20 protein-coding genes are annotated in these 23,177 nt (G+C 72.3%); 12 read left to right on the top strand and 8 right to left on the bottom strand.

What is annotated here, in order from left to right:
• Positions 1–122: 122 nt before the first annotated feature.
• Positions 123–1,391 (bottom strand): aspartate aminotransferase family protein, encoded by a 1,269-nt coding sequence (locus OHN19_RS41775; RefSeq protein WP_330269220.1) that lies wholly within the window; start codon positions 1,389–1,391, stop codon positions 123–125.
• A 225-nt stretch (positions 1,392–1,616) separates the two neighbouring features.
• Here OHN19_RS41775 and OHN19_RS41780 point away from each other — a divergent pair, with 225 nt between their 5' ends.
• The gene (locus OHN19_RS41780) at positions 1,617–3,302 is read left to right on the top strand and encodes a PucR family transcriptional regulator (protein ID WP_330269221.1); all 1,686 of its coding nucleotides are present in this window, start codon (positions 1,617–1,619) and stop codon (positions 3,300–3,302) included.
• Positions 3,303–3,725: 423 nt separating this feature from the next.
• Here the strand turns inward: OHN19_RS41780 and OHN19_RS41785 are convergent, their stop codons facing one another.
• The 4 genes from OHN19_RS41785 to OHN19_RS41800 form a co-directional block, all read right to left on the bottom strand.
• Positions 3,726–4,877, bottom strand: a complete 1,152-nt coding sequence (locus OHN19_RS41785) for an ABC transporter substrate-binding protein (RefSeq protein ID WP_330269222.1) — start codon at positions 4,875–4,877, stop codon at positions 3,726–3,728.
• A gap of 111 nt (positions 4,878–4,988) precedes the next feature.
• On the bottom strand, positions 4,989–5,369 hold the full coding sequence (locus tag OHN19_RS41790; protein WP_330269223.1) for a nuclear transport factor 2 family protein: 381 nt from the start codon (positions 5,367–5,369) through the stop codon (positions 4,989–4,991).
• A gap of 38 nt (positions 5,370–5,407) precedes the next feature.
• On the bottom strand, positions 5,408–5,818 hold the full coding sequence (locus OHN19_RS41795; protein ID WP_330269224.1) for a nuclear transport factor 2 family protein: 411 nt from the start codon (positions 5,816–5,818) through the stop codon (positions 5,408–5,410).
• 2 nt (positions 5,819–5,820) lie between these two features.
• Complete coding sequence (locus tag OHN19_RS41800; RefSeq protein ID WP_330269225.1) at positions 5,821–6,627, bottom strand: MBL fold metallo-hydrolase; 807 nt, start codon at positions 6,625–6,627, stop codon at positions 5,821–5,823.
• Positions 6,628–7,110: 483 nt separating this feature from the next.
• Between OHN19_RS41800 and OHN19_RS41805 the strand changes: the two genes are divergently transcribed.
• The 11 genes from OHN19_RS41805 (at position 7,111) to OHN19_RS41855 (ending at position 18,565) form a co-directional block, all read left to right on the top strand.
• A complete protein-coding gene (locus OHN19_RS41805) occupies positions 7,111–7,548 on the top strand; it encodes a MarR family winged helix-turn-helix transcriptional regulator (protein WP_330269226.1) in 438 nt (145 codons plus the stop codon).
• Positions 7,549–7,740: 192 nt separating this feature from the next.
• Positions 7,741–7,875, top strand: coding sequence for a hypothetical protein (locus OHN19_RS41810; RefSeq protein ID WP_330269227.1), 135 nt, complete (start codon positions 7,741–7,743; stop codon positions 7,873–7,875).
• A gap of 63 nt (positions 7,876–7,938) precedes the next feature.
• Positions 7,939–8,232 (top strand): hypothetical protein, encoded by a 294-nt coding sequence (locus OHN19_RS41815; RefSeq protein WP_330269228.1) that lies wholly within the window; start codon positions 7,939–7,941, stop codon positions 8,230–8,232.
• A gap of 135 nt (positions 8,233–8,367) precedes the next feature.
• The gene (locus OHN19_RS41820) at positions 8,368–8,832 is read left to right on the top strand and encodes a hypothetical protein (RefSeq protein WP_330269229.1); all 465 of its coding nucleotides are present in this window, start codon (positions 8,368–8,370) and stop codon (positions 8,830–8,832) included.
• Positions 8,829–10,004: a zinc-dependent alcohol dehydrogenase gene (locus tag OHN19_RS41825; RefSeq protein WP_330269230.1), complete on the top strand. Its 1,176-nt coding sequence runs from the start codon at positions 8,829–8,831 to the stop codon at positions 10,002–10,004. Before OHN19_RS41820 ends, OHN19_RS41825 begins: the two co-directional genes overlap by 4 nt.
• A 48-nt stretch (positions 10,005–10,052) precedes the next feature.
• Positions 10,053–11,009 (top strand): Rieske (2Fe-2S) protein, encoded by a 957-nt coding sequence (locus OHN19_RS41830; RefSeq protein ID WP_330269231.1) that lies wholly within the window; start codon positions 10,053–10,055, stop codon positions 11,007–11,009.
• Positions 10,993–11,535: a DUF1360 domain-containing protein gene (locus OHN19_RS41835; RefSeq protein ID WP_330269232.1), complete on the top strand. Its 543-nt coding sequence runs from the start codon at positions 10,993–10,995 to the stop codon at positions 11,533–11,535. Before OHN19_RS41830 ends, OHN19_RS41835 begins: the two co-directional genes overlap by 17 nt.
• 135 nt (positions 11,536–11,670) lie before the next feature.
• Positions 11,671–12,843: a glutamate--cysteine ligase gene (locus OHN19_RS41840; RefSeq protein ID WP_330269233.1), complete on the top strand. Its 1,173-nt coding sequence runs from the start codon at positions 11,671–11,673 to the stop codon at positions 12,841–12,843.
• A gap of 164 nt (positions 12,844–13,007) precedes the next feature.
• Positions 13,008–14,792 carry an N-acetylglutaminylglutamine amidotransferase gene (locus OHN19_RS41845; protein WP_330269234.1) on the top strand — a complete coding sequence of 595 codons (1,785 nt, stop codon included), beginning with the start codon at positions 13,008–13,010 and terminating at the stop codon, positions 14,790–14,792.
• A complete protein-coding gene (locus OHN19_RS41850) occupies positions 14,765–16,984 on the top strand; it encodes a S9 family peptidase (RefSeq protein ID WP_419249565.1) in 2,220 nt (739 codons plus the stop codon). Before OHN19_RS41845 ends, OHN19_RS41850 begins: the two co-directional genes overlap by 28 nt.
• Before the next feature lie 117 nt (positions 16,985–17,101).
• Positions 17,102–18,565: an ornithine decarboxylase gene (locus OHN19_RS41855; RefSeq protein WP_330269235.1), complete on the top strand. Its 1,464-nt coding sequence runs from the start codon at positions 17,102–17,104 to the stop codon at positions 18,563–18,565.
• On the opposite strand, the gene OHN19_RS41860 is transcribed toward OHN19_RS41855, so the two are convergent.
• The 3 genes from OHN19_RS41860 to OHN19_RS41870 all read right to left on the bottom strand — a co-directional run bounded on the left by OHN19_RS41860 (position 18,534) and on the right by OHN19_RS41870 (position 23,119).
• Positions 18,534–20,237 carry a RecQ family ATP-dependent DNA helicase gene (locus OHN19_RS41860; protein ID WP_330269236.1) on the bottom strand — a complete coding sequence of 568 codons (1,704 nt, stop codon included), beginning with the start codon at positions 20,235–20,237 and terminating at the stop codon, positions 18,534–18,536. The two genes, OHN19_RS41855 and OHN19_RS41860, sit on opposite strands and share 32 nt — an antisense overlap.
• A gap of 11 nt (positions 20,238–20,248) precedes the next feature.
• Entirely contained in the window at positions 20,249–20,557 is a 309-nt protein-coding gene (locus tag OHN19_RS41865; RefSeq protein WP_330269237.1) for a hypothetical protein, read from the bottom strand.
• Positions 20,558–20,632: 75 nt separating this feature from the next.
• Positions 20,633–23,119, bottom strand: coding sequence for a SpoIIE family protein phosphatase (locus tag OHN19_RS41870; protein ID WP_330269238.1), 2,487 nt, complete (start codon positions 23,117–23,119; stop codon positions 20,633–20,635).
• Positions 23,120–23,177: the final 58 nt, after the last annotated feature.

The following is a 23,177-nucleotide window of genomic DNA, read 5'->3' on the forward strand; positions in this document are numbered from 1 at the left end:
CACGGACCCCCGATGCACTGACCGTTGCACCGAAGCGCGCCATGCTGCAGGCGCACGCACAGGAGCCCTCGGTGCGCGCAGGCCGGTGCGGTCGGCAAGGACGGCACCCCGGCCCGACCGCGTCATCGCCGTGCCGCTCCCGACGTCCCGGCCTCCACCGCGGCCGCCCATGCCTGCAGACCTTGGTCCACCGCCGTCTCGTCGATCACCAGGGCCGGGATCATCCGCACGACCTGGTTCCAGGCGCCGCACAGAAGAAGGAGCAGGCCCTGGTCGACGGCGGCACGCTGCACGCGGGCGGCGGTCTCGGGGTCCGGACTGCCGTCCTCGGTGACGAACTCGGTGGCGAGCATGAGGCCGAGGCCGCGTACGTCGCCGATGCCTGCGGTCCGGTCGGCCACCGCCTCCAGGCCCTGGCGAAGGCGCTTGCCCATCGCCTCGGCGTTCTCGACGAGCCTCTCGTCGCGGACGACGTCGAGGGTGGCGCAGGCCGCGGCGCAGGCGACGGCGTTGGCGCCGTACGTACCGCCCTGCGAGCCGGGCCACGCCTTGGCCATCAGCTCCTCGGAGGCGGCGATTCCTGACAGCGGGAACCCGCTGGCCAGGCCCTTCGCGGTGACGAGGATGTCGGGCGTGATGCCGAAGTGCTCGTGTCCCCAGAACCGGCCGGTGCGGCCCACTCCGGTCTGCACCTCGTCGAAGATCAGCAGGAAGCCGTGCCGGTCGGCCCGCTCCCGCAGGCCCTCCAGGAAGGCGCGGGTCGCGGGCACGTAACCCCCCTCGCCAAGCACCGGCTCGACGATGACGGCGGCCGTGTCAGCAGGTGAGGAGATCGTCTGGAGTGTGTGGTCCAGCTCCTGCAGGGCGAACCGTGTCGCGGTCTCCTCGTCCCAGCCGTAGCGGAAGGCCGAGGGAAAGGGTGTGACGACGACACCGCTCATCAGCGGGGAGAAGCCGGACCGGAAGCGGGTGCCGGAGGTCGTCATCGAGGCGGCGGCCACCGTACGGCCGTGGAAGCCACCGTGGCAGACCAGGATGTTCGGCCGACCGGTGGCCTGCCGGGCCAGCCGCAGCGCCGCCTCCACCGCCTCGCTGCCGGAGTTGGTGAAGAACAGGCTGTCGAGCCCCTCGGGCAGGACCTCGCCCAGCTTGTCGACGAGCCGCTGCAGCGGCTGGTGCATGACTGTCGTGTACTGGCCGTGGACGAGGGTGCCCACCTGGTCCCGGGCAGCCGCCACGACCTTGGGGTGACAGTGCCCGGTGCTGGTCACGCCGATGCCGGCGGTGAAGTCGAGGTAGCGGCGGCCGTCATCACCGTAGAGGTGGACGCCCTCTCCCCGGACCGCCACCACGGGCGTGGCCTGGCGAAGGTGCGGCGACAGTGCAGTCATGTTCGTCTCCCGGCGGGTCGTCGGTCTGGTTCCGGTCCGGTCGAGCCTCTCCGCGTACCTCGATGACGCCAATGCTCGAACTGTCCGCCCGCGCCGCGGCATCTGGACGTTGTGTCAGCCGCACCGGGCATCACGCCCCGCTCGTCCTGCTCACAGCGGCTCTTCCATGGCTCTTGCGCAGGTCAGTGAGGCTTGTCAGGGTGACGGAGCACCCCGGGAGGTCCCATGAGCGAGAAGCCCCACACGGCCGCAAGACCCGTCACCGACGGTCCTGACGCCTCCTTGGCAGGCCCGGACATGGCCACCGCCGGCCATCCGCTCACCGTGGCCGACGTTCTGACCCTTCCCGTCCTGTCCGCCGGGCAGCCGCAGGTCGTCACCGGAGCAGACCTGCTCGACCGCGCCGTCCGATGGGTGCACATGACCGAGCTGACCGACCCCGCCTCCTTCCTCAAGGGCGGCGAGCTCGTACTGACCACCGGTATGCCCCTGCCGGAGGAGCCGGCCGGTGTACGCCGCTACGTGAACGAACTCGCCGACATCGGCGCGGCGGCCCTGGTCATCGAACTGGTCCGCCGCTACCACCGCCCGCCCGACGCCCTGGTCCATGCCTGCGAGGCCCGCGGGCTCCCCCTCGTGACCCTGGCCAAGGACGTCAACTTCCTTGAGGTCACACAGGTCGTCCACGCCCTCATCCTCGGCAACCAGGCCGAGGAGATGCGCCGGACCCAGCGCATTCACGAGGCGTTCACCGCCCTCACGTTGCGGGGCGCTGTGCCCGAGGAGGTCGTACGTGCCGCCGCCGAGATGAGCGGCCACACCGTCGTACTGGAGAATTTGGCCCACCAGGCACTGATCTGCGCGCCCTCCGCAGGCACGGTCGAGGCAGCGCTCAGCGACTGGGAACGGCGCTCACGAGCGACACCTCCCGTCGGCCGCACCTCCGTGTCCGGACCCGGCGGCTGGCTCGTGACGTCCGTGGAGTACCAGGGCGAAAGCTGGGGCCGAGTGGTCATGTTGCCCGCCTCTTCACGCCCTCTCACGCCCTCGGCATTCGACCCCACCGCTGTGACGGTCCTTGAGAGGGCTGCGATGGCCCTCACCATCGCCCGCGTCATCCACGCTGTGCCCTGGGAACGCGCCGCACACCGCGATCTCCTGCGCGACCTCGTCGGACAACGTCACCACTCTCCTGCGGACGCCGATGCCCGGGTCGCCGCACTGGGTTTGCCCACCAAGGACTGCGGCTTCGTGGCCGTGCTCGCGGACCTCCCTCAGGAGACCGACGCGACGAAATGCGAGGTACTCCTCTGCGAAGAGCTGAGGAAGCAAGGGACACAGGCCCTCGTCGGCGCCCTCGGCCCCACGCGCCTCGGCATCCTGCTGCCCCTGCGCCCCGGCAGGCCCTGCCCACCCGTGGTCGAACAACTCAGCCGCACCGTACTCGGGTTGGCGCCGGGGGCCATTGTCAGCGCAGGCAGCGAGGCGGCAGGCCTCTTCGATGTCGCCCGATCCTTCCGTGAGGCGATCCGCGTCACCGAAGCCACCGAGCCCGGCCAGCCGCTCCCGCCGGGACGCTCCTACCACAAGCCGTCCGACATCGGCCTGCGCCGCATGCTCTTCGCGCTCAGGGAGGACACCCGGATCCAGGACTTCACCGAGCGCCGACTCAGCCGACTCCTCGACCATGACGCCCGCCACGGCACGGACTTGCTGACGACCTTGCGCCACTACCTCGACGCGGCAGGCAACAAGACCCTGGCAGCCCGCTCCGGCAGTCTGTCCCGCGAGACCGTCTACCAACGTCTGCGCAGCATCGAGCGGATACTCGACTGCGATCTCGAGTCCGGCGAACACCGCACCGAACTACACGTGGCACTCACAGCGCTCGACGTCCTACGGGCCAGGTGAGCCGGAAGGACGAAGCGGTCCGCACATGACGCGCGGACCGCGGTCGCTACGGTCGGCTTCAGGCGCCCTCGGTTCGATGCACTGGACCCACAACGGAGCGGAGGCCGCCCGAGGGCGATCGAGGACGTGCCGGCTGGCGATTGACCCCCGCTGTCTGGTCCGGGACAACCGCGTCACGCTCCGTCAGAACCAGCGTCGTGACCCATCGCCGAGTCGCTGACCTCGAACGCACAGTCAGGGCGGCAGTGCAGCGGTCCAGGTCCTGCCGGACCGCCGACGGGAGCCTCCGAAGCTCTGACCGCACGAGGTCAGCACGCGTCAGCAGGCTTGCCGCGAAAGCGTTCGCCTCGGCCTCCTCACCAGCCCGACACTGTCACTACCAACTAAGGAACGTCGGCAGGGCCGGAGTCGCTGGGTCAGCGGTCAGGCTCCGGGGTGCAGCCCCAGCCAGCCCGGTGAGGGGTCGCCCTTCACCTCACCGAAGTACAGGGCGAAGGTCTGCTTCCAGCGCTCGATCGCCGCGCGGTCGGCCATGAAGCGAGGGAAGCCGTCGAGGTTGCCGTTGGGGTACTCCCAGACGGGCTTCAGCCCGGTCGGCGGGGTGACATCGGTGCGGACCGACCAGCCGTTCGTGGCGGCCTTCTGCTGCTCGACGGAGAGCCGCCAGTTCAGGTACAGCTTGGCGGCGGTGGGGTTCTTGGCCTGCTTGAGGATCGCGGCCCGCTGTCCCCAGGACATGAACGGCGCCTCCTCGGGCAGCACCCACTTGACCGGCCCGGTGGACAGCGGCGCGCCGGAGCCGCCGATGCCGATGGCCTTCTGGCCGCTGCTGACGGCCGCCGACGGGGTGTAGCTGCCGCGGGCGAACTGAAGGTCCTGGCTGGCCAGTCGAGCGAGCCAGTCCCAGCCGTACTTCTCCACGTAGAGGGTGTAGAGGTAGAGGACCGCGTCGTCGTCGTGCGGGTAGGAGGAGGCGATCTTCCCCTTCCAGCGGGCGTCGGCCAGGTCGAGCGGACCGCTGGGGATGTCGGAGCCGACCGCGGCGGGACCGTACATGTAGCTGAAGGCGCTGACCTGGACGGCGACCCACGCGCCGTGCGGGTCCTTGAACGGAGCGTAGAGCTTGGAGAAACCGGCCGGCTTGTAGGTGAGCAGGCGGCGTTCCTGCTTCCAGCGCACGAAGTCCTGCACGGTCTGCAGCTGTACGACGTCGGGTATCAGGGTGTCGGTGGCGAACTGGTTGTCGACGCGGACATCGTGGAACTTGCTGTAGTCGACGACCACCGTCAGGTCGATGTCCGGGAATCGGCTCTTGAAGCCGTTGCGGATCCCGTCCGCCTGGCTGGAGATGTCACCGCCGGCGTAGATCACGAGCTTGCCGCCCTCCGCGAGGGCTGCCTGGTAGAGCTCGTCAAGAGTCCGGGTCTCCTCGGCGCCGCCCGATTCCACGCGGCCCGCAGCGGCTTGGCCGGTGGCGGCCTGAGCGGGGGTGACGGAGGCAGCGGCGACGCCGAGACCGAGAGCGGCACCCGCTCCGGTGGCAAGCAGGCGGCGTCGGCTGGGAAGGCTGGTCATGGTGGGGGAGCCTCTCTGTTCTGTTCGGTTGTCTGTGTCGTGCGGCTGGACCACGGCAGCGGAGCAGACGGCGCCCGGATACGGCACGGGTGCCGTGCTGCTGCCGTGGGGTCAGAACATGGTGTTGTCGTTGGCGCTCTTCTCGGGCACCTCCTGGATCACGTCCCAGTGCTCGACGATCTTCCCGTCGGCGACGCGCCAGAAGTCGGCGACGGCCATGCCCCGGTCGCCGGGCTTGAGGTGCAGATTGCTGTGGGTGACCACCAAGTCCCCCTCGGCGATCACGCGCTTGATGTCCAGGCGCAGGTCGGGGAACTGCCCGCGCAGCCAGTGCACATAGCCGACGAAGGCCTGCGGGCTGTCCTGCGCCTCGGGGTTGTGCTGGGTGTAGGTCTCGCCGAGGTACGCGGCGGCGGCCTGCTCGGGCTGGTAGTCGTTGAAGGCCTGCTCGTAGAACGCGACGACGAGTGCCTTGTTGTCGGCTGCGGACATGCGGATCTCTCCTGCCGTGCAGTGATGCGGTCGGGTGTTCAGGCGGTCATGGCGTCGCGGACGAGGGCGGTGTCCACGAACTGTTCGAAGCGGACGATGAGTCCACCGCGGACGACGAAGTGGTGGGCGACGCGGACGTCGATGGGCTTGCCGGTGGCTTTGTTGGTGGCGGTGTAGCGGGCGAGGACGACGACGTTCTCGCCGTCGACGACGTAGGTGTCGTCGTGGGCGGTCCAGCCGTCCCAGTCCTTGCCGAGTTGTTCCATGACGTGGGCGGTGACGCCGTCGGGGGTGCGGTAGGTGCCGGCCAGGGGGAAGCCGGCCATCTCGGTCCACTCGACGTCGGGGGCGAGGGTGGCGCGCAGGGCGTCCAGGTCGCCGGCGGCGGAGGCCAGGTACTGGCGGCGGACGACGTCGGCGGGGGCGGTGGAGGCGGCGAACTCGCTCATCGTCAGCCCCACTTCATCTCGCCCTTGGCGACTTTCGCGCCGATCTGGGCGGCGATGAGCATGCCGTTGCCCGGATAGCGGGCCACCAGCGCCTCGGTGAGCGTGGCGCCGTCGGCGGCCTTGCCGAGCTCCTCTTCGAAGGCGATCAGGTAGTCGCGGGTGGCGGTGATGGCGGAGGCGTCGGCTGCGGTGTCGGGCAGGCGGTGGCCGGGGACGACCAGGTGCGGGTCGAGGGCGGCCATTTCGTCGAGCAGGTTGATCCAGGTGGTGCGGGATTCGGGGGTGGGGGTGTCGGCGACCCAGACGTGTTCCTGCTGGAAGAGCAGGACGCCGCCGAGGAGGGCGCGGTGCTCGGCCTGCCACAGGTAGTGGCGGTCGGGCAGTCCGGCCGGGCCGCCCTTGAGCTGGAAGGTGTGGCCCTCCAGGGTGAGGTCGCCGGTGAGCGGCTGGAGGTCGACCAGGCGGGTGGGCAGGTTCGGGCCGAGCGCGGCCCAGGCCTTGAGCTTGCCCTCGTAGGAGTGGGCGATGTGCTCGATGACGATCGGGGTGGCGAGGAAGACGGCGTCGGGGAAGGCGTCGGCGATGACCTCGGCGCCGAAGTAGAAGTCGGGGTCGGCGTGGCTGATGAACACGGTGGTGAGTGTCTTGCCGGAGTCGAGGATCTCGGCGGCCAGACGGTGCCCGTCGGCGCGGGTGAACCCCGCGTCCACCAGCAGCGCCTCGCTCTCACCGGTGACCAGGGTCGCGGTCTTGTTCTTGCTGCCGGCCGGGAAGTCCAGGTCGAGGACCTTGAAGGAGAGAGTGCTCATGCGTGCTTCCTCGGGTGAAGGGTGATGGTCGGGGAGATCGCCTCGCGGCGAGGCGTACGACGTGAACCGGGTCGAGAGGGGCAGCCCGTGCCGAGCAGGGGTTCAGCCTTGGGTGCCCTGCAGGTCGCGCCCGCACGGACGTCGCTCCGCCCGCCGGCCGCAAGACGACGAGCCGGTCGCCTTCGGCCACGGCCTGCAGGCACAGCGTCCGCAACCGGGCCTCCTCGCTTGAGCCGGTCCGTTCGACGGGGGAGGAGGTGGCGGCGTCCGCCGAAGTGGGCGCCGTAGACAGGCCGGACGCGAGGACGCCGTCCATGGGAGCTACGACGCCGAAGGCGGCCAGGACGCGCTTTCCCATGGGACGGACTCCACATCTGCGGGGTGGACACGGTGAAGTATCTGCCGACGCAGACAATATATCTGCTACAACAGATATTGCAACGGCAGATTCTTCCGCTCATGCCCTTCTGTCATCCTTGAGGAGTGAACGAGCAACTGGTGAACGACGACGACGTGACACTCTTCGGTCTCTTCGTGGAGGCCTACAGCCGTATCAAGCCCCTGGTGAACCGCGATCTCGGCATACCCCAGACCTGGTTCGAAGTGCTGCTGCGACTGGGCCGCACCCCCGGCCGTCAGCTCCGCATGACGGACCTGGCAGATGCCGTGTCCTTCAGTTCGGGCGGCTTCACCCGGCTCGCCGACCGCATGGAGAACGAAGGACTCATCCGCCGAGCCCCCGATCCTGCCGACCGACGAGCCGCACTCGCCGTACTGACCGACAAGGGCGGTGAGGCGCTCAACCACGCACTGACCGCCCACGTCTCCCACCTGCGAAACCACCTCGCCGGACCACTCTCAGCCGAGGACCGCCGCCACCTCGAACGCATCCTGCGCACGCTCCGCGACGCGAACGCGTAAGTTCCTGCCTTGATCCGAATCCACGGCTGGATCATCTGAGTTGTGCGGGCTGACAAGGCGGCCAGGACCGGTGCCGGGTGCGGGCATGCCGTCCGCTACGGGCGTCGCGGAACGGCGTCGTGCAGGTGGCGGGTCCATTGATCGGGCTCGGTGATCTGTGGGGGGTGTTCGGACTCCAGCCGAAGACCGATCGTGGCAAGCACGCTGCGATACCTGCTGCCCGGTGTCGGGGAAACCGTCATCGGTGCGGACAGCACCCTGACCGAGACGGTCGACCGCATCATGGTCGACTCCGGCCTGTCCCACCTCCCCGCACTCGATCGCTGAACGCCGCGAGCCCCGTGCGCCATCCGCCCGGTGGACCTCCTTGATCGGGGTACACGGCCCCGCATGACTCACACTGACGACCCCACGGCGGCCCGCGCCGCGCGGCAACTGCGGCGCATGCGGAACTTCTACGCGGCCGGTGTCGCCCTGTGGACGGCATCGTCGGCCTGGACGACGTGGGATTCCCCCGGCAGCCGGCCCATGTGGACCTCCCTGCTGCTCCTTGCCGTCTTCACCGCGCTGCTGGCCATGGCCTGGCGGTGGCTGCGGAACCTCGAACCCACCGGCCCGGCCCGGCCCACCCACCGCTTCGCCTCCTCCGGCCGGCCCGGGCGCCACGCCCTGTCCAAGCCCTGACCGCCTCGGGTCGTCACCTTCAGTGCCCGTGCCCCCGGCCGGGCTTGCCCAGGGCTACCGGGGTACTCGCCCGCCCTGGCGCTCACCGCGGTGCCCCGGCAGCAGTGCCGAGCCGCACGACTGAAAGGTGACCCCATGACGGGCAGGAAGTCCCTCTGGATGGCAGCCGCCGGACTCGCCGGGGCCGCCGTCGCCGTACGAAAGGCCCGGACGCCGAGGCCGGCGACGGACAGCGCCGACCGCTGGCTGGCCGTGACCGTCAACTGCGCACCCCAGGAACTGCAGATCGACAAACTCCCCACGCCGCTCCAGGAGTTGGGCGAGGACATCGAGACACGGATCAGCGCCGCCCCCGCCGACCGCGGCACCGAGCTGGCCGTGCGGTTCAAGGAGCCGCCCTCCGACCTGGCGCGCTCGGTGCCCGCGCGTCTCGCCGGCCAGGACCCGCGCCAGGACCTGCGCCGCGCCCTGCGCGAGGCCAAGTCCCTGCTGGAGACGGGCGAGGTGCTGGTCCCCGACGAACCGACCACCCATGACACCCCGGGCGGCAAGGTCGTCGGACTGCTCAGCCGGCGGGCCGGCGGGGAGGGAGTGCTGTGAAGGCGCTGTGCTGGGAAGGCGTGAACAAGCTCGCGGTGGAGCAGGTGCCGGACCCGGTCCTGCGCAACGACCAGGACATGGTCGTACGGCTGATCGCGGGCACCACCTGCGGTTCCGATCTCCATCTCATCGGCGGCTACATCCCGTTCATGCGCTCCGGTGACGTCATCGGGCACGAGTTCGTCGGCGAGGTCGTCGAGGTGGGTACGGGCGTGCGTCGGCACGCCGTGGGCGACCGGGTCGTCGTCTGCTCCTTCGTGGGCTGCGGCCGCTGCTGGTACTGCACCCACGACCTGTGGTCGCTGTGCGACAACACCAACACCAACCCCGGTATCGGACAGGCCCTGTTCGGCGCCGACACCGGAGGCATCTTCGGCTACTCGCACGCCATGGGCGGACTGCGCGGCAGCCACGCCGAGTACGTGCGTGTGCCGTTCGCCGACCACGGGGCCTTCAAGGTCCCGGAGGGCGTGGACGACACCAGCGCGTTGTTCGTGTCCGACTCGGTGCCGACCGGCTGGATGGGCGCCGACCTCGGCGGGGTCCAGCCGGGCGACGTGGTGGCCGTGTGGGGCTGCGGTGCCGTCGGCCAGATGGCGGCCCGCGCGGCGATTCTGCTGGGCGCGGAGCGGGTGATCTCCATCGACCGGATCCCGGAGCGTCTGGAGATGACCGAGCGGTACGTCGGCAGCGAGACCATCGACTACACGGCCACCGACGTCGGCGCGGAACTGCGCGAGCGCACCGGGGGCCGCGGCCCCGACGTGTGCATCGAGGCGGTCGGCATGGAGGCGCACAGCGACAGCCCGGTCCACCTCTACGACCAGGTCAAGCAGCAGCTCCGGCTGCAGACGGACCGTCCCACCGCCGTGCGGCAGGCGATCCACGCCTGCCGCAAGGGCGGCACGGTGTTCGTCCTGGGCGTCTTCGCCGGCGCCGTCGACAAGTTCCCGCTCGGCGCGGTCATCAACAAGGGGCTGACCGTACGGGGCGCCCAGCAGCACGGCCAGCGCTACATCCCCATGCTGCTGGACCGGCTGGCCGCCGGGGACCTGAGCACCGCGCACCTGGCGACCCACACCGTGTCGCTGGACGAGGCGCCCCGCGCCTACGACATGTTCAAGCAGAAGACGGACGGCTGTGTGCGTGCGGTCATCAGGCCGGGCGGCTGAACTCGCCGTCCTCGTTTGCGGCACGTGCAAGGGGAGACCCGGCTGCCCATGAGCGACCGACGACGTCATCCACGTACACGAGAGAACCGGGTCCTGCGGCTGTTCGACCGGCTGGAACGGGAGGAGCGGCCGGACCCGGTGATCGACGCCCTCGGAGCGGGGGTACGGTCCCTGCCGCTGGGGCGCGGCCGGGACGTGTTGCACGGAAAGTGGCTGGGGCATCCCGTCCACCCCCTGCTGGTGCAGGTGCCGATCGGCAGTTGGCTGTCCGCCGCGGTCCTCGACCTGCGCGGGGACCGCTCCCGTGCGGCGGACCTGCTGGTGGGCGTCGGTCTCGCCGCGGCCGCCCCCGCGGCCCTGACGGGCGCCGTGGACTGGGCGGAACTCCAGCGGCCGCAGATGCGTGTCGGACTGGTGCACGCGCTGTCCAACACGGCGGCCGTCGGCCTGTACACCGCCTCGCTCGCCTGCCGCGCCACCGGCCGCCGACGCGCGGGACGGACCCTGGGCTTCCTGGGCCTGATGGCCGTGGGAGCGGGCGGCATGCTGGGCGGCCACCTCGCCTACCGGCAGGCCGCCGGCGTCAACCACGCCGAGGCCGTACCCCACCTCGTCACGCCGGGCTGGCACCCGATCGGCGCGCTGGACGACCTCCCGCCAGGCCTGCCGGTGCGGCGCAGCGTGGACGACGTGCCGCTGATGGTGCTGCGGGAGACCGACGGGGCCGTCCACGCGCTCGCCGACCGGTGCAGTCACCTGGCGGGGCCGCTGTCCGAGGGGACGGTGTCCGAGGGCTGCGTCCAGTGCCCCTGGCACGGCAGCGTCTTCCGCCTCACGGACGGTCTGAACGTCCGCGGCCCGGCCATCGCGCCCCAGCCCGCCTTCGAGGCACGGGTCACCGAGGGGCAGGTCGAGGTGCGCCTGCGCGGCCAGGAGGCAGACGACACGGACGGCGGCGAGCCGGAGCGGAACCTGAGCGAGGCAGACCATGAGCACATCCACTGACACTCGCCTCGGCCGACGGGCACAGGCGTTCCTGCGGCGCACCAGCCGCACCTACGCGGGCACCCACGAGCGGCCCCTGCGCGGATACCTCGCGGCCATGACGGCGTTCGGCGCCTACACCGCGGGCTGGGCCACGCTCGTACGGCTCCGCGGGCGCCCCCTGCCCGACCGGCCGCAGCCCTGGGACGTGCTCCTGACCTCGGTGGCCACGTTCCGGCTGAGCCGGCTGATCAGCAAGGCGTCGGTGACCAGCCCGCTGCGCGCCCCCTTCACGACGTACGTCGGTCCGCAGGGCCCCGCCGAACTGCACGAGGAAGCGCAGTCCGAGACCGGCAAGGACACCGTGGGCGAGCTGATGACCTGCCCGTTCTGCATGAGCGTGTGGGTGGCGTCGACGCTGACCGCGGGCCAGCTGCTGTGGCCGCGCGCGACCCGCACCGCGATGGGCGCGGCGGCGGCGCTGGCCGGGGCCGACGCATTGCAGCTGGCGTACGGCGCCCTGGTCGGCAAGACCACCGACAGCTGACCGTAGAACCCGCTCATCTGCGGATCATGTTCTCCAAAAGTGCATACCGCGCTTATCCCTCGATCTTCTGGGCACTCGGGGGTCACCCCTGTGACCGGCGGGACCTTTGCCGACACCCGAGGAGTGAACGTGGACATGCGCATCGGTGTAGAGGAGGAGTTCCACATCCTGGAAGTGGAGAGCGGACTCCTCGTGCCACGGGCCGACGCGGTCCTGCGCCGGCTTCCCCGGCGCACCTTCACCACGGAACTGCACCAGTCCACCGTGGAGTCGAACAGCGGGGTGCACGCGTCCCTGGCCGGCCTGTACTCCGACCTCTCCAGAACCAGACGCCGGCTCGACGCGGCCGCCTCCTCGCTGGGGCTGGCGGTGGTGGCCGCGGGCACGGCACCCCTCGCCCCGGCCGTCTCCGGACACCCCACCGCCGACGCGCGCTATCACCACATGGTCGAGGAGTACCGCCGGGTGGCGGACGAGCAGCTCATATGCGGGGCCCAGGTCCACGTGGACATACCCGACCGCGACACGGCCGTGGGGGTGATGTGCGCGATCTCGCCCTGGCTGCCCGCCCTGCTGGCGCTGTCCGCCAGTTCACCGTTCTGGCAGGGGACCGACACCGGCTACGCCAGCTGGCGCACCCTGCTCTGGCAGCGCTGGCCGACCGCCGGTCCCGTCGGCTGCTTCCGGAGCGCGGCCGACTACGACGCCGCGGTGGGCGACCTCGTCCGGACCGGAGTCATCAGCGACCCCGGAATGATCTACTACGACGTCCGCCCCTCCGCGCATCTGCGGACACTCGAACTGCGTATCTGCGACGCCTGCCCGCGGGTGGAGACCGTCGTGCTCGTCGCCGGACTGTTCCGCGCCCTGGTGTCCGAGGCCCTCGAACTCCGCGCGGCCGGTGCCGCGAGCTGCGACGGCCGGCACGAATGGCTGCGCGGCGCCTCCTGGCGGGCCGCCCGGTCCGGCCCGGAGGGCGCCCTGGTGGATCCCCGGACCCACCAGGAGGCCCCCGCCGCCGACGTCGTCCGCGCACTGCTCGCCCGGCTGCGTCCCGCGCTGGAGGCCCACGGCGACTGGGAGACGGTCAGGGATCTGACCGAGGCGGCCCTGGCGGAGGGCAGCGCCGCCGAGCGCATGCGCCGCAAGGCACGCGAAGAGGACCTGCTGGCCTGCACCGACCTGCTGATCGCGGAGACCCGCGGCGAGCGGCGGCACCGCAGGCCGGCCTCCGTCGTACGCCGGAAGGTCCGGCGTCTCGCCCCGGGCCGGGCGGGTTCCGGGGCCCCGGAGGTCCTGGGCAGCTGACCCCGCTCCGCGCGGCCGCCCCGCCCTCACCTCTGTCCGACAAGCACCGAGGAAAGGTTTTCGTCGATGTCCAGCAATTCCGCCCGGGTCGCGGCCGGCAGGCGCGGCCCGGGATCCCCGTCCCGGCTCGCGACCGAGGGCTACCGGGAAGGGGGCGGCGCCTCATGTGCGGTCTGAGCGGCGAGATCCGCTTCGACGGGGGGCGGCCCGACCTAGCGGCCGTCGAGCGCATGAGTGACCGGCTCGCCGCCCGCGGACCCGACGGCCAGGGCATATGGACCCGCGGCGCGGTGGCGCTGGGGCACCGACGACTGAAGATCATCGACCTGTCCGACTCCGGCGCCCAGCCGATGACCGACGCCGACGGCGAGGTCACCGGCGTCTTCAACGGCTGCGTCTACAACTACCAGGAGCTGCGCGAAGAGCTCAGGCGCCTCGGGCACCGCTTCGAGTCGACGTCCGACACGGAGGTGGTGCTCCACGCCTACCGCCAGTGGGGGACCGCCTGCGTGGATCGCTTCTACGGCATGTTCGCCTTCGCCCTCGTCGAGCACCGCACCGGGCGCCTCGTGCTGGGCCGCGACCGGCTGGGCATCAAACCGCTGTATCTCGCGCCCGCCCCGGGCCGGTTGCGGTTCGCCTCCTCCCTGCCCGCCCTCCTGGCGGCCGGAGACGTGGACACCTCGATCGATCCGGTGGCCGTCCACCAGTACCTGAGCTGGCACGCCACGGTCGCCCCGCCGCACACCGTCCTCAACGGGGTGCGCAAACTGCCGCCGGCCACCGTGCGGGTGGTGGAACCCGACGGCAGCCACCGGGACCATTGCTACTGGCAGCCGTCGTACACCCGGCGCACCGAGGACCTGGGGATGGGGCCCGACGAGTGGCGTGACGCGGTGCTGGAGGCGCTGCGCACGGCCGTACGCCGCCGGATGGTCTCCGACGTACCGGTCGGCGTCCTGCTCTCCGGCGGCCTGGACTCCAGCCTGATCGTCGCCCTGCTCGCCGACGAGGGTCAGCGCGACCTGAAGACGTTCAGCGTGGGCTTCGAGGCCGAGGGCGGCGAGGAGGGCGACGAGTTCCGCTACTCCGATCTGGTGGCCCGGGAGTTCGGCACGGACCACCGCCGGATGACGGTGCCCTCGCAGCGGGTGTCGACCGCCCTGGACGGCGCCGTCGCCGCGATGAGCGAGCCGATGATCAGCCACGACGTGGTCGCCTTCCACCTGCTGTCCGAGCAGGTCGCCAAGGAGGTGAAGGTCGTCCAGAGCGGGCAGGGCGCCGACGAGGTGTTCGCCGGGTACCACTGGTACCCCGAGCTGGCCGCGGTCGCCCGGGAGGAGGAGCCGCAGCGGTACGCCGAGACCTACTTCGACCGTCCCCACGCCGACCTCGCCGGCGTCCTCCAGCCGCACATGCTGCTCCCGGACGACGTGTCGGGCCACTTCGTCAGGGAGCACATGGCACGTCCCGGCGCCCAGACCGCGCTCGACGCCGCACTGCGGCTGGACACCCACGTCATGCTCGTCGACGACCCGGTCAAGCGCGTCGACAACATGACCATGGCCTGGGGACTGGAGGCCCGCGTGCCCTTCCTCGACCACGAACTGGTGGAGCTGGCCGCGGCCTGTCCGCCGGAGCTCAAGCTCGCGGACGGCGGCAAGGGCGTGCTCAAGGAGGTCGGCCGCAAGCTCCTGCCGCGGGAGATCGTCGACCGGCCCAAGGGCTACTTCCCCGTCCCGGCCATCCGGCACATGGCCGGCCCCGTCCTGGACCGGGTGCGCGAGGCGCTCGAGGCGCCCGAGGCCAGGAAGCGGGGGATCTTCCAGGAGCCGTACGTGGCCGAACTCCTGGCGGCACCCGACGAGCACCGGACCAAACGAGGCGCCAACGCCCTGTGGCAGGTGGCACTACTGGAGATATGGCTGCAGACGCACGGAATCACGTGACCGGCGACCCCGGCACCCGGACCCCGCCCGCACCGGAGCGGGACCCTGCCCGCACCGCGGTGCCCGCACCGGCGCACCGGCCCGACGGCGGCACGTCACCCGCACCGGAGTGGGGGCCCGCCCGCGCCGCGGCCCCCGCCCCCATGGCGTTGCCCGAGGCGGAAGGCCCCCGGGACGCCGTCACCCGGCTGCACGCCCACGGCTGCTGGTACCCCTCGGCCGGTCCCGACGGCACCGAGGCCGCCTTCATCTGCGACCGGGGCGGCGTCCCCCAGCTGTGGGCCGGGCCCGTGGACGGGCAGGGCGTCCGGCTGCTCGACTCCTCCCCGGACCCGGTGAAGGAGGTGTCCTGGTCGCCCGACGGCCGCTGGATCGCGTACACCACCGCCCCGGGCGGCGGTGAGCACTCACGCGTGCTGTGCGTGCGGCCCGACGGCACCGGCCGCCGCCTGCTGGCCGGTGCCGACCCGGACACGTCCGCCTACCTGGGCTGCTGGGCCCACGACGGCTCGGCGGTAGCCGTCACCCTGACCGCCCCGGCCGCCTCCCGCGCCCAGGGGGACGGCCGGTGGCAGCCGCCGGACCCCGCCGGGGTCAACTGGCCGGCCCGGGACGGCCGGACGAACAGCGCCGGGACCCACTGGACGGCCCGGGACGGCCGGGCGACCCTCCTCGGCACCACCGCGTACGCCGTGGGACCGGGCGGGACCCCGGCGACGACCTGGCCGGGCGGGGGCCTGTCCGCCTACCTGATCGATCCCGACGGTCTGGCCTCGCCCGTACTGCTCGCCACGGAACCGGACGCCCCCACGCTGCGGGTGTGCGACCTGACCCGCGACGGCCGGCTGGCGCTGCTGCGCCGGGGCCCGCGCGGGCGCCGGGAGGCGGTCGTCCGGCGCCTCACCGACGCGGTGACGACCTTCACCCTGCCGGTCGCCGACGGCGACCACTGGATCGGCCGGTTCTCTCCCGACGGGCGGACGCTGTGGCTGCGCAGCGACGCCGAACGGGAGTACGCGGCACTGTTCGCCGTCACTCTCGACGCCGACGGCATGCCGCTCGGCAGGACCGTCGTCGCGGAACGCGAGGACAGCGGCCTCGACCTGCTGACCGTGGCCCACGACGGCCGGACGGCCGTGCTCGCGTGGAACGTGCGGGGCGCCAGTGAGCTCGAAGTCGTCGAGACCTCCGCCGGGTACGGCATCGCGGACACCACCGGACCGGCGCGGCCGGTGCCGCTGCCGCACGAGGTCGTCACCAGGGTCGCGGCGGCCGGGACGGGACGGCTGCTGCTGGCCCTGTCCGGTTCCCAGCGCCGCCCCGGGGTGTGGTGGGCCCACGAAGGCGTGTCCCTGCTGCGCACCCCGTGGTCCTCCCGGGACGAGGACGCCGTCCCGCCGGGCCGCGCGCCCGTACGCCCCGTCCTGACGCGCCTCACCGCCCGGGACGGACTGCCCCTCGGCGGCTGGTACTACCGCGCCCCGGGACGCGCCCCGCACCAGCCCGCGCCCTGTGTGATCCACCTGCACGGCGGCCCCGAGGACCAGGAACGCCCCGTGTTCGACCCGCTCTACCACGAGCTGCTCGGGCGCGGCCTCGACGTCTTCGCCCCCGACGTCCGGGGCTCCGGCGGACACGGCCGGTCCTTCGTCGACGCCGACCTCGGCACCGGCCGCTTCGCCGCCCTCGACGACGTCGCGGACTGCGCCGCGCACGCGGTCACGGCGGGCCCCGCGGACCCCACCCGGCTGGCGGTGATGGGCCGCTCCTACGGCGGCTATCTGACCTTCGCCTCCCTCGTGTGGCACCCGGACCTGTTCCGCACGGGGGTCGCCGTCTGCGGCATGTCCGACCTGCTGACCTTCTTCGCCGGCACCGAGCCCTGGATCGCGGAGTCGGCGGCGCACAAGTACGGCCACCCCGAGCGCGACCGCGAACTGCTGCGCGCCCTGTCCCCGATGAGCCGTATCGACGCCCTGCGGGCCCCGCTGCTCGCCGTCCACGGCGAACACGACACCAACGTGCCGCCGGGGGAGTCGGAACAGTTCGTACGGGCCGCCCGGGAGCACGGGGTCCCCGCCGAACTCCTCGTCCTGCGCGACGAGGGGCACGACTTCCTGCGCGCGGACAACCGGCGCCTGTTCCGCCGGGCCGCCGCGGACTGGATGGAACGCCACCTGTACCCCTTCTGACCCCTCCGGGGCTGTTCCGGGCGTTTCGGCACGCGTCTGCGGTCAACACGGTGTGCAGACCGAGTGGGCCGTACGGCTTCGCCGTCTGGGCGGAGCCGGGCGGACCTGGGAGGAACCATGGATCACTCACGGGTGCCCGTGCTGGAGGCGCTGGAGGAGTTCCGGCGTCGCGGCGACATGGTCTTCGGTCCGCCCGGCCACAAGCAGGGCCGTGGCGTGGACCCCCGGGTCGCGGAGATCGTCGGGCTCGACGTGTTCCGTTCGGACGTCCTGTCCCTCAACGGGCTGGACGACCGCCGGCAGTCCCAGGGCGTGCTCAGCGACGCACAGGATCTGATGGCGGACGCGGTCGGCGCCGAGCAGGCGTTCTTCTCCACGTGCGGCAGCTCCCTGTCCATCAAGACGGCGATGCTGGCCGTCGCGGGGCCGGGGGAGAAGCTGCTGCTGTCGCGCAACGCGCACAAGTCCGTGATCTCGGGCGTCGTCGTCAACGGCGTCGAACCGATCTGGGTCCATCCCAAGTTCGACCGCGAACGGCACATCGCGCACCCGCCGGAGCCCGAGGACGTACGCCGCCGCCTCCAGGAGCACCCCGACGCCAAGGGCATGCTGCTGATCACCCCCACCGACTGGGGGACCTGCGCCGACGTCCGGGGCGTGGCCCGGGTGTGCCACGAGTTCGACGTCCCCCTCATCCTCGACGAGGCCTGGGGCGCCCACCTGCCGTTCCATCCCGGCCTGCCCGCCTGGGGCATGGACGCCGAGGCGGACCTGGTGGTCACCAGCGTCCACAAGATGGGCGGGGCGATCGAGCAGAGCTCCGTCTTCCACCTCCAGTACGACCGCGTCTCACCGGAGGCGCTCAAACAGCGGGAGGACCTGCTCGGCACCACCAGCGCGTCCTCCCTGGTGTACATGACCCTGGACGGCTGGCGCCGCCAGATGGTCGAGCAGGGCCACGACCTCCTGGAGACCGCGCTGCGCCGCGCGGAACGGATCCGGCTCGCGGCCGCGGACCTGCCGGGGCTGCGGCCCATGGGCCAGGAGGTCGTGGACGAGGGCCTCGCCGCCGAGTTCGACCCCCTGAAGATCGTGATCGACGTACGGGAGCTCGGGATCAGCGGCATGCAGGCCGCCGAATGGATGCGGGCCGAACTGCACGTGGACGTCGGCGGCTCCGACACCTGCCGGATCAGCGCGTCCATCACCCACGCCGACGACGACGAGACGGAGAAGGCGCTGCTGGACGCCCTGCGCGCCCTCACCGAGGGCGCCGACTCCATCGAACGTCGGCCGCCGGTACGCCTGCCCGAGCCCTCGGCCCTGGAACTGGAGCAGGCCATGCTGCCCCGCGACGCGTTCTTCGCCGAGGTCGACCACGTGCCCGCCGAGCGGGCCGCCGGCCGGATCGCCGCGGAGATGATCAGCCCCTACCCGCCGGGTGTCCCGGCGATCGCGCCGGGCGAGGTCATCACCGACGAGGTGCTCGACTATCTGCGCAGCGGTGTGGAGCACGGCGTGCTGATCCCGGACGCCGCCGACCCCGAGGTCAAGACCCTGCGGGTGGTGGCGCGGCGCTGAGGAGGCCCTTGCCGGTGATCGCGGCCAGGGACAGCGTCCGGTATCCCATCGACTCGAACAGCACGGTGATGCGGTCACCCTCCTCGCTCATCACCGTGCCCTCTCCCCACTCCGCGTGCCGCACCCGCGTGCCTGACGCATACGGGGCGGCCCCGGGGGTGGCGGGCTCCTCGCCCGCACTCCCCACGCCGTCGACGACACTGTCGCCGGGCCTGGTCTCGGGAGCCGTGCACAGGTCGCAGGCCCCGCACGGGGTGTCGTAGGGCTCACCGAAGTAGCCGAGCAGGAAGCGCCGCCGGCAGCCCGTGGCCTCGGCGTAGCCCAGCATCATGGCCAGCCGCGACTCCTCCAGCCTCCTGCGTGCCCCGGCCTCCTCCGCACCTCGCCGGGCTCCTTCCCCGGCCGTCGTCCCGGCGACGGCGCGCACCCGACCGTCGTCCTCGGTACGCACGGCCCCCGCCTGCTCCAGCAGATTGACGGCGGCCGTCACGCGCCTGCGCGAGAGCCCCGTCTCCTTCGCGACGGCCTCCGGCTCGACGGGACCACCCCGCTCATGGATGTGTTCGGCGACCGCGCGGAGGGTCTCCTCGTCCGGCGCGCGCGTGGCGAACAGGCGCTGGAGGCCGCCGTCCTGCGGCCGGTAGTGCAGGGCGGCCACCGCGGGATTGCCGTCGCGGCCCGCACGGCCGATCTCCTGGTAGTAGGCATCGAGCGAGCCGGGGACGGACGCGTGCAGCACGAACCGCACGTCCTCCTTGTCGATGCCCATGCCGAAGGCGGAGGTGGCCACCACGACGTCGGTCTCACCGGCCAGGAAGGCGTCGTGCACCCGGGAGCGCTCACCGGCCGCCAGTCCCGCGTGGTAGGCGGCGGCCGACAGCCCCAGCGAGGCGAGATCGTCCGCGTACGCCTCGGCGTCCTTGCGGGTCGCGGTGTAGACGATCCCCGGCTTGGGTTCCGCCGCGGCACGCTCCACCACCACCCGGCGCTTGTCCGTGTCGTCCAGGAAGCGGCGCACCTCCAACGCGATGTTGGGCCGGTCGAAACCGGCCACGACCAGTGCCGGATCGTCCATGCCGAGCCGCTCCACGATCTCCTCGCGCACCGGTGGGGCGGCCGTGGCGGTCAGGGCGAGCACGGTGGGCCTGCCCACACGCTGGATCGCCTGGGCCAGCCGCAGGTAGTCGGGACGGAAGTCGTGGCCCCAGGCGGCCACGCACTGGGCCTCGTCGACGACGAACAGCGAGGGCGCGACCTGGGCCAGCCGCTCGACCACCTCGTCCTTGGCGAGCTGCTCGGGGGAGAGGAACAGGAACTCCGCGTCGCCGTGCCGGACCGCCTCCCAGGCGGCCTCGACCTCTCCGGCCGCCTGCGCGGAGTTCACGGCGACGGCGTCCGGCGCCTCGTCGTGGCTGAGCAGACCGGCGATCTGGTCCCGCTGGAGAGCGATCAGCGGCGAGACCACCACCGTGGGCCCCGAGAGCAGCAGCCCGGTCACCTGGTACACCGCCGACTTCCCGGCGCCGGTGGGCATGACGGCCAGCGTGTCCCGGCCTTGCAGGACCGCCTCCATCGCGTCCCGCTGCCCCGGCCGCAGCTCGCGCCAGCCGAACACGTCGGCGGCGGTCCGCGCCGGCCGGTCCGGGACACCGGAACCCTCCCTGTCGGCCATGCCGGCTCCCTTCACGGTCTCGGGTCGGTGCGGTGCCACCTGGGCCGGGCGTCGCTCCCGCGCCGTCCCGCCACGGAGGCACAGCGCGGACACACCCGCCGCACCCGGTCGGCCGCGCCCCCGGACTCCGGGAAGGTGTCCGACCAGGTGACGTGCGGGAACCGGCTCAACCGGGAGCGGCTGAGGGAGAGACCGCAGACCGTCTGGTTCATGCCCGGCTCCCAGGCGTGGACCTCCCCCGAGGGCAGCCGACGGCGGCCCTCCTCCTCGTCCGTCCACTGGCCGGACGCGGCGACGCGGTACTCCTTGACGCGTGGCATGACGTCTCCCCGATCGTTCGGAGCAACCGCGTTCCCCGTATGCGCGGACACAAGCCCGGGCGGATCGACGGACCCTCAGGCGACCCGGATGCCCACGATGCAGGTGTCGTCGTCCGTGTCCGACCTGCTGTGCGTGAGCAGCCGGTCCAACTGCTGGTCCAGGGTGGGCGGGACCGCCCGCGCGACCGTCAGGAACTGTGCCAGCGACTCCTCGACGGACCGGTCCCGGCGTTCGATCAGACCGTCCGTGTACATCAGCAGCGTGTCCTCGGCGGCGAGCTGCACCTCGTGCTCCTCGTACGTCGTCTCCGGTACGGCACCCAGCAGCAGCCCCTTGACCAGGGGCAGCGGCGCCGCGTCGGAGCCGCGCACCAGGACCGGCGGCAGATGGCCGGCCCGCGCCCAGCGCAGGGTGTTGTGCTCGGGGTCGTACAGCCCGCAGACCGCTGTGGCGGTGACGGCCCCGGTCAGATGGTGCGCCACCATGTTGAGCCAGGACAGCAGCTGGCCGGGTCCGGCACCGGTCACGGCGAGTCCGCGCAGCGCGTTCCGCAGCACGACCATGCTGGTGGCCGCCTCGATGCCGTGCCCGGCGACGTCGCCCACGCACAGCAGCACCAGCCGGGACGGCAGCACGACCGCGTCGTACCAGTCACCGCCGACCAGGTGCTGGGTCTCCGCCGGCCGGTAGCGCACCGCGAGGTCCAGCCCCGGCACCTCCAGCGGCGCTTGCGCCGGGGGCATGATGGCGTGCTGGAGCTGAAGGGTGAGCCGGTCGCGTTCGCTGGCCTCCTGCTCGGTGTGGGCGAGCTGGTCACGGGTGGCGGACAGGGCGACCTCGGTCCAGTGGTGCGCGGAGATGTCCTGGTAGGCCCCGCGCAGGACGTACAGCTGGCCCGCCGAGTCGAGCACCGGCTCCGCCACGACCCGGAGGTGCCGGGTGACCCCGTCGGGACGTTGCAGCCGGAACGCGGTGGAGGCGGGCCGCCGCTGGTGGAGCACGGTGCGCAGGAACCGGCCGATGGCCACGGCGTCGTCGGGGTGGGCGTGCGCGGGCAGGTCCTCCAGCGGCACGGGGGGCTCGGAGGCGGGCTTGCCGTAGAGGTGGAAGAGCTGGCCGTTCCAGGTGATCTCGCCGGTCAGCAGGTTCTCCTCGAAACCGCCGATGCGGCCCAGGCGCTGGGCGTGCTGGAGCAGGCTCGCCAGGCGGGCCGTCTCGTCCTCGATGCGCCAGATCAGCAGGACGCTGCCGCCGTGCCGGCTGACGTTGATGTCGGCGACCGCCGCCAGCTGGACGTCGTCCACCAGCGCGGTCAGCCGCATCCGGTGCGCGCGGAAGGGCTCACCGGTGGCGTAGACGCGCTCCACCCGCTCGAACAGCTCACTCTGCCCCGCGGCCATCGGATAGGCCTCCAGCAGCAGCGCGCCGCTCACCACACCGCGCGGCCGTCCGGCCGGATCGAGGAAGCGGCTGTTGACGTGGTGGATGCGGAAGTCGACGAGACGCCCGTCGGGGCCCAGGTGCGGCACCAGCACCAGAGCCGGGTCGTGCAGCCCGTCGGCCAGGTCCATCAGCTCGGTGACGTCCGGCAGCACGCGCGGCGCCGGAGCGCCGTCCGGATGGTGGAGCGCGTACGTCTCCAGGGTGTGCGCGCACAGTTCCGCCAGCGCCTCGACCTGCCGGACGATCGCCGCGGGAGGGGACTCCAGCGGCGCGGGCCAGGCGATCTCCAGCACTCCGTGGATGCGCCCGCCGGCCTCGGCCGGTACGGCGACCCGGCCGCCGTCGCTGTGGTGGTGCTGTCCGATGGAGGGCAGGCCGGTCTCGGACAGGCTGCGGATCCACTGCCCGGTGCGTTCGGTGAGCCCGCGGCGCGCCACGGTCGTCACACCCGGCGGCACATGCCGCCAGCGTCCCGCCTCGGCCGGGGCGAACCCCGCGCTGCCCGCCAGGGTGAGGGAACCGTCGGCCCCCAGCGCCCAGATGGCCACCGCCTCCGCGCCCAGCGGGGTCAGCGCGTGCTCCAGCAGGGAGTCGGCGACCGCCTGGGTGTCCTCGGCGGCCAGCGCCCCGCTCTCGGCGGCCCGCAGCCGTACGGCGGAGGAGTGCCCGTCGGCGGGATCGGCGGCGGTGCGCCCGGCGGACGGGTCGGCGGTGGCGGTGCGCCCGGCGGACGGGTCGGCGGTGGCGGCGAGGAAGGCGCTGGTCACCTCCGAGAGCCGGTCGCGTGAGGCCTGGTTGATCACCTCGACGGCGAACTCCAGCGGGGTCACCCCCGCCTGCGCCGTGAGCTCGGCGAGCTGCCGCGAGGCCTGCGCCGGACCACAGCCGAGCCGCTCGACCAGGATGCCCTTGGCCAGTTCGATCAGGGCCCGTCCGTCCGCCTCGGCCTGCGCGGCGCGCACCTCCTGGCGCAGCCGGGCCACGGTCGCCGCCAGCCTGCCGACGGGTGACGCCTCCTCGCGGCTCTGCGCCCCCGCGGACGGTTCGCCGCCCTGGAGCGCGGGCTGTTCCCCCACGGCGGCGCTGTGCGGCTCGGGCGGCTGACGGAGATCACTCACGGGGGGCCTGTTCCTCGGCTGGGGACGTCACTCGGGCGGCTGGGGTGCTCGACGTGAT

The organism is Streptomyces griseorubiginosus, assembly GCF_036345115.1.
GTDB lineage: Bacteria > Actinomycetota > Actinomycetes > Streptomycetales > Streptomycetaceae > Streptomyces > Streptomyces griseorubiginosus_C.

Bases quoted from the DNA above. Each gene is read 5' to 3' on its own strand.
- OHN19_RS41775 (WP_330269220.1), bottom strand. From the start codon at position 1,391: ATGACTGCACTGTCGCCGCACCTTCGCCAGGCCACGCCCGTGGTGGCG.
- OHN19_RS41780 (WP_330269221.1), top strand. From the start codon at position 1,617: ATGAGCGAGAAGCCCCACACGGCCGCAAGACCCGTCACCGACGGTCCT.
- OHN19_RS41785 (WP_330269222.1), bottom strand. From the start codon at position 4,877: ATGACCAGCCTTCCCAGCCGACGCCGCCTGCTTGCCACCGGAGCGGGT.
- OHN19_RS41790 (WP_330269223.1), bottom strand. From the start codon at position 5,369: ATGTCCGCAGCCGACAACAAGGCACTCGTCGTCGCGTTCTACGAGCAG.
- OHN19_RS41795 (WP_330269224.1), bottom strand. From the start codon at position 5,818: ATGAGCGAGTTCGCCGCCTCCACCGCCCCCGCCGACGTCGTCCGCCGC.
- OHN19_RS41800 (WP_330269225.1), bottom strand. From the start codon at position 6,627: ATGAGCACTCTCTCCTTCAAGGTCCTCGACCTGGACTTCCCGGCCGGC.
- OHN19_RS41815 (WP_330269228.1), top strand. From the start codon at position 7,939: ATGACTCACACTGACGACCCCACGGCGGCCCGCGCCGCGCGGCAACTG.
- OHN19_RS41820 (WP_330269229.1), top strand. From the start codon at position 8,368: ATGACGGGCAGGAAGTCCCTCTGGATGGCAGCCGCCGGACTCGCCGGG.
- OHN19_RS41830 (WP_330269231.1), top strand. From the start codon at position 10,053: ATGAGCGACCGACGACGTCATCCACGTACACGAGAGAACCGGGTCCTG.
- OHN19_RS41835 (WP_330269232.1), top strand. From the start codon at position 10,993: ATGAGCACATCCACTGACACTCGCCTCGGCCGACGGGCACAGGCGTTC.
- OHN19_RS41840 (WP_330269233.1), top strand. From the start codon at position 11,671: ATGCGCATCGGTGTAGAGGAGGAGTTCCACATCCTGGAAGTGGAGAGC.
- OHN19_RS41845 (WP_330269234.1), top strand. From the start codon at position 13,008: ATGTGCGGTCTGAGCGGCGAGATCCGCTTCGACGGGGGGCGGCCCGAC.
- OHN19_RS41850 (WP_419249565.1), top strand. From the start codon at position 14,765: ATGGCTGCAGACGCACGGAATCACGTGACCGGCGACCCCGGCACCCGG.
- OHN19_RS41855 (WP_330269235.1), top strand. From the start codon at position 17,102: ATGGATCACTCACGGGTGCCCGTGCTGGAGGCGCTGGAGGAGTTCCGG.
- OHN19_RS41860 (WP_330269236.1), bottom strand. From the start codon at position 20,237: ATGGCCGACAGGGAGGGTTCCGGTGTCCCGGACCGGCCGGCGCGGACC.
- OHN19_RS41865 (WP_330269237.1), bottom strand. From the start codon at position 20,557: ATGCCACGCGTCAAGGAGTACCGCGTCGCCGCGTCCGGCCAGTGGACG.